The organism is Streptomyces atriruber, from assembly GCF_001418325.1.
GTDB lineage: Bacteria > Actinomycetota > Actinomycetes > Streptomycetales > Streptomycetaceae > Streptomyces > Streptomyces atriruber.
In genome coordinates this window covers 1-5174 of sequence record NZ_LIPN01000565.1, presented here as the reverse complement: position 1 = coordinate 5174, position 5174 = coordinate 1, and the positions used below count along the sequence as shown (strand labels likewise).

At 73.9% G+C, this 5174-nt stretch carries 7 protein-coding genes; all 7 read right to left on the bottom strand.

The window, feature by feature from the left end; genetic code table 11:
- Positions 1 to 163, bottom strand: a 163-nt coding sequence (locus tag AOK03_RS41560) for an Rv3654c family TadE-like protein (RefSeq protein WP_167355697.1), incomplete at its 3' end; no start/stop codon positions are given.
- Entirely contained in the window at positions 160 to 567 is a 408-nt protein-coding gene (locus tag AOK03_RS38480; protein ID WP_055570001.1) for a TadE family type IV pilus minor pilin, read from the bottom strand. The genes AOK03_RS38480 and AOK03_RS41560, both read right to left, overlap by 4 nt.
- Complete coding sequence (locus tag AOK03_RS44675) at positions 554 to 691, bottom strand: DUF4244 domain-containing protein (RefSeq protein WP_244177928.1); 138 nt, start codon at positions 689 to 691, stop codon at positions 554 to 556. Before AOK03_RS44675 ends, AOK03_RS38480 begins: the two co-directional genes overlap by 14 nt.
- Before the next feature lie 170 nt (positions 692 to 861).
- Positions 862 to 1236 carry a type II secretion system F family protein gene (locus tag AOK03_RS38475; RefSeq protein ID WP_425264451.1) on the bottom strand — a complete coding sequence of 125 codons (375 nt, stop codon included), beginning with the start codon at positions 1234 to 1236 and terminating at the stop codon, positions 862 to 864.
- A 417-nt stretch (positions 1237 to 1653) separates the two neighbouring features.
- Positions 1654 to 2520: a type II secretion system F family protein gene (locus AOK03_RS38470; protein WP_055570000.1), complete on the bottom strand. Its 867-nt coding sequence runs from the start codon at positions 2518 to 2520 to the stop codon at positions 1654 to 1656.
- Complete coding sequence (locus AOK03_RS38465) at positions 2517 to 3692, bottom strand: TadA family conjugal transfer-associated ATPase (RefSeq protein WP_055569999.1); 1176 nt, start codon at positions 3690 to 3692, stop codon at positions 2517 to 2519. Before AOK03_RS38465 ends, AOK03_RS38470 begins: the two co-directional genes overlap by 4 nt.
- Entirely contained in the window at positions 3689 to 4801 is a 1113-nt protein-coding gene (gene ssd / locus AOK03_RS38460; protein WP_055569998.1) for a septum site-determining protein Ssd, read from the bottom strand. The genes AOK03_RS38465 and ssd overlap by 4 nt, the downstream gene beginning before the upstream one ends.
- Positions 4802 to 5174 lie beyond the last annotated feature (373 nt).

Here is a 5174-nt window from a genome sequence, read left to right as displayed (position 1 = left end):
GCGCCGCCAGATCCGCCGCGCCGCCCGCCCGGTGCCGGGCCACGACGACCTGAGTCATCGCGAGCACCGCGCCGCAGATCACGCCGAGTACGGCCATCGTGACGACCACCCACACGGTGGCGGCCCCTCGATCACGGCCCGCACCTCGCCACCTGGCTTTCATACGGCGACCCCCACCGTCTCCTCGGCCAAGGCCACCGCTTCGGACCGAAGCCGCAGGCCCAGGCCCAACACCTCGGGGCCCGGAGCGTCCGCCACCACCTCGACCCGCACCAGGTCGCCCTCACGCCGCACGGACACGTTCGCCCCGCGCGGGGCCGCCTGGCGTGCCGCAGCCGCAGCCGCGTCGTCCGGATCCTGGCGGGCCGCCGCCCGCGCACCGGCCCTGGCCGCGTCCACGCACTGGATCTGCGCGGATGCCGCCAGCAGCGTCCAGATCAGCGCCATGGTGAAGAGCACCAGTGTCGGCAGCACCACGGCCGCCTCCGCCGTCACGAACCCCCGGTCCGAGAATGCTCTTCGGAGCCCGGTGCGATGTCGCCTCTGCTCGGTTTCAGAACGGGACATCGAGCGCCTTCTCCACCAGCGCCTGCAGCGCCGCCTTGACCTGCCCGCTCGTCACCACCTTGTAGAGCAAGCCGGCGAAGCCCACCGCCGCGATCAAGCCCATCGCGTACTCGGACGTCACCATCCCCGCGTCTGAGTCCCGCGAGCGACCCCGTCGCCTCAGCCCACGAAGCCCTCGCAGTCCGTGCAGTCCGTGCAGTCCTCGCATCATCCGCCCCCGCATTGGTACCTCCGTCGTATGTTCTTCTCGGTTGTCGGTTGTCGGATCTCGGGTTGTGTTCGGCCTGGCGGGTCTCAGTCCGTGCTCAACAAGCCCTCCGCCAGGCCCATCACCACCGGCAGCACCCCGACCGCCACGAACGCCGGTAGGAAGCACAGGCCCACCGGGGCCGTCATCAGGACCGCCGCTCTGCGTGCTCCGGCCGTCGCCGCTCTGGCGCGCGTCGCCCTCGCGTCCGCGGCCAGGCGGGCCACCGGGTCCGCGGTCGGCGCTCCGGAGTCGCCCGCGCGCTCTAGGAGGCGGGCCAATGGTGTGGCGCCCGGGATCGCGCTCAAGTGGCGCCAGGCCGCTGCTGGGGTGCCGCCCAGGCGCACCTCTGCCGCTCCGCGGGACAGGCGCGCGCCGACCGGGCCCTGCAAGGACTCCCCTACCGCGTGAGCCGCCGCCATGGGGCTTGCTCCGGATGCGATGCAGGCCGCCAGGAGGTCTGCTGCCAAGGGGAGTTGGTGGGCAGCTTCGCGAGCTGCCGCGTTCTCGTGGTCCTGGTTCTGTGCAGAGGCGTGCTTCTGGTGGAGGTGGCGCCAGGTGAGGTATCCGACGGCTGCCGCGGCCAGTGCGCCTGGCAGGCCGGTCAGCAGGGCATACGTGGCGCTTGCCGTGCCGGATGCCAGCAGCCAGTCCCGTTTGGCTCCGCCGTGGTTCTGTCGTGGCTTTCTGAGGTGTGTGTGCCGGGCTTCCGGTTGTGGGGATGGCTCTTTCTGCGCGGCGTCGTTGTGTTCTTTCCCGTCGGGCGGCCAGTGCCGTCAGTGCCAGCCAGAGCAGGGCCGCAGCTACCCACACGATCACCCCCAGCCTGTGGACAACGTTCATCGCTTCTCCGCCCCGCGCACGATGCGCAGCGCCCACCACGCACCGACGCCCTCCAGGACTCCGCCCGCCGCGAGGCAGGCCAGTCCCGGGCCGGTGTGGAGCAGCACGCGCAGCGGGTCCGCTCCCAGTGCGGCGCCCATCAGCAGGCCCAGAAGAGGGAGGGCCGCCAGCATCACCGCGGTCGAGCGGGCGCCTGCCAGTTGAGCTCTCAGATCGGCGCGTTGGTCTCGTTCGGAGCGCAGGGCGTCCTCCAGGCGCTCCAGGCCCGCGGCCAGGCCCGCGCCTCGGTCCACCGCGACCCGCCAGCACGCCGCAAGGCCCAGCAGGCCTTCCGCGCCCGGCTCTTGAGCCGCCGCCCGCAGCGCCCCCGGCACATCGCCGCCGAACCGCGCCGCCGCCAGCACCGCGCTCCGGGCAGTTCCGGTACCTGCGCCCGCTTCGGCGGGCTCGCGGAACGTCAGCCGCAGCGCCTCACCGGGCTGTCGGCCGGCCCGCACCTCCCCCGCGAGCTCCCCGCACAGTGCGATCACCGCGTCGCCCCGACGCTCCCGGTCCCGGCGCGCGTCCCGGGCCCGCCGTGCCCGCGCCGCCAGCGGCACCCCGGCCGCGCCCACGACGAGCGGCACCACGGATACGCCCAGCAGCGACACCGCCATTCCGGCTACCAGGCACCACCATTCAGGGTGCACCCGGTCGCGGGCGGTTGTGATCAGCCGGTGCCAGGGCGGAGTCCGGGATGGTTGTGGTGTGTGGGGCTGGAGCAGCTTCCTGAGGCGGTGGGTGGTGTGGTCCCGTCGGGCCACCAGCCAGGTCGCGCTTCCTGCGCACGTCGCCGTCGCCGCCGTCCACATGGCTGTGGTCATCGGCCGTCGCCCCTGTCTCCGGCTGTGAGGAGGGTGTTCAGGCGGGTCCAGCCCTGCTGCTTGGTGAAGGCCCTTTCGCCCCATCTCAGCGCCGGTACCGTCACCACCAGGCCCGAGGCGGCTCGCTCCAGGACGTGCACCTCCGCCATGCGGCGGCGGCCCGTCCGGTCGCGTACGAGATGGATCACCACCGACAAAGCGGCCGCCAACTGGCTGTGCAGGGCTGCCCGGTCGAGGCCCGCGGTCGTGCCCAGGGCCTCCAGGCGGGCGGGCACGTCCCCGGCGGCGTTGGCATGGACCGTGCCGCAGCCTCCCTCGTGGCCCGTGTTCAGCGCGGCCAGCAGGTGCACCACCTCCGCGCCCCGCACCTCGCCCACGACCAGGCGGTCCGGACGCATCCGCAGGGCTTGGCGCACCAGGTCGTCCAGGCCGACGAGACCCGCCCCTTCCTGGTTGGCGGGCCTGGACTCCAGGCGCACCACGTGCGGGTGCTCGGGCTTCAACTCCGCGGAGTCCTCGGCCAGTACGATCCGCTCCTTCGGGCCCACCAGGCCCAGCAGCGCGCTCAGCAGGGTCGTCTTGCCGGTGCCGGTGCCGCCGCTGATCAGGAAGGACAGGCGGGCGTCGAGCAGGGCCCGCAGGATGCGGTCGCCGCCCGGCGGGACGGTGCCCGCCTCGGTCAGCTCCGCGAGGGTGAAGGCGCGGGGGCGCACGACCCGCAGGGATAGGCAGGTCGAGCCCACCGCCACCGGTGGCAGGACCGCGTGCAACCGGGTGCCGTCCGGCAGGCGTGCGTCCACCCAGGGCCGGGCGTCGTCCAGGCGGCGGCCCGCCACGGCCGCGAGGCGCTGCGCGAGGCGGCGCAGTGCGGCCGCGTCCCGGAACGTGATGCCCGTGAGCTCCAGGCCGCCGCCCCGGTCCACCCAGACCCGGTCGGGCGCGGAGACCAGCACGTCGGTCACGGAGGCATCCGCGAGCAGCGGCTCCAGGGGGCCCGCCCCGACCAGCTCCGAGCGCAGTTGCGCGGCCGCGCCGAGGACCTCGGTGTCACCGAGCACCCGGCCCTGGGCCCGCAGCGCCTCGGCGACCCGCGCGGGGGTCGGTTCCGTCCCGCTCTCCGCGAGCCACTGCCGCACTCCGTCCAGCATCCGGGCCCCGACCACCGCGCTCATGCGCCCCCTCCCACGGCCTCGGCCGGCAGCCGGTCCCAGAAGGCGGTGCAGAACCGCGCGAGCGGCCCGCGTGCGGCGCCCCCCGGTGGCGATCCCGCGGCCTGCGCCGCCACCAGGCCCGCCTCCCAGGGCACTTCACCGGCCAGCGGCAGCCCGAGCAGTCCCGCGACCTCCTCGGGATCGAGCCCGCCGGGCGCCGGACCCCGCGCCGCCACCACCCGCAGATCCCGCAGCGCCATGCCCGCAGCCGAGGCCACCCGCCGCGCCCCGGCAACCGCGCGCAGTTCCGCGGGCACCAGGAGGAGCCCAAGGTCCACCTGGGCCAGCGCCTCGGCGACCGCCTCGTCCACCCGGCGGGGCAGGTCGACGACCACCGCGCCGCCGCGCCTGCGGGCCGCCGCGACGACCGCCCGCACGGCTTCGGGGGCGACCTCGACCGCCTCTCCCCGGTCCCAGCTCAGGACCCGCAGCGCATGGACGTGCGGCAGAGACTCCTCCAGCGCGCCGCCGCCGACCCTGCCCCGCGAAGCGGCGAAGGCGGGCCAGCGGAGGCCCTCGGCGCTCTCCGCGCCGAGGAGCACGTCGAGGCCGCCGCCCAGCGGGTCCGCGTCGACGAGCATCGTGCGCCGGCCCTCCCGGGCCGCCGTGACGGCGAGGGCGCAGGCCAGGGTGGAGGCCCCGGCGCCGCCGCGGCCGCCGATGACCCCGACGGTGAGCGCGGGACGCCCCACGCCCTCGGCCACGTCGGCGATGCGGTCCACGAGCCACTGCTCGCCGTCGGGCAGGACCAGCACGTGATCGGCGCCGATCTCCACCGCCCGCTGCCAGACACCGGGATCGTCCTGATCCCGCCCGACCAGCACGACTCCACGCCGCCGGACGGCTCCGCGCACCCGGTCCGCCGCGTCGTCCCCGACCAGGACGAGCGGAGCGGCGTCCCAGCTGCCCCTGCGCTCGGGCCCGCCGTGGTGCACCTCGGGCAGCGCTCCCGCCGCGGCGCACAGCCGCAGCAGGTCATCCAGCAGTTCCACGTCCTCCGTGACGATCAGCGGTCCGCCCTGCCGCCCCTCGGCCTGCGCGGCCACATCACTCGAAATGACTTCGCCCACGATCCCCGTCCCCCTCTTGGCACATGACTCCTGTGAATGCCGCGCTCGTCATCCGCGAAGAACCGGGCAAAGCAATCCGGCCATGAACTTCGCGAGTGGAACGGGCGGAATCAGCGTGCAGCGGCGCCGCAAAACGTGTGGATCTTGGTCAATAACTGTGGACAAGGCAGTGCCTGTGAATATCCCCATCACCCATACCGGTGACATCGCACTGCCTTCACGACGACTTCCGCAGAGCAGTCCCATGACTACTATCCGTGACGAATCTTGGGCAGGGCGCGAGACGGTCAAGAAGGCGAAGAGAACCACTCAAGGACCGGAAGAGGATCAGCGGAGGGCCCAAAAACCCATCCGGACATGCGACGACCCCCGC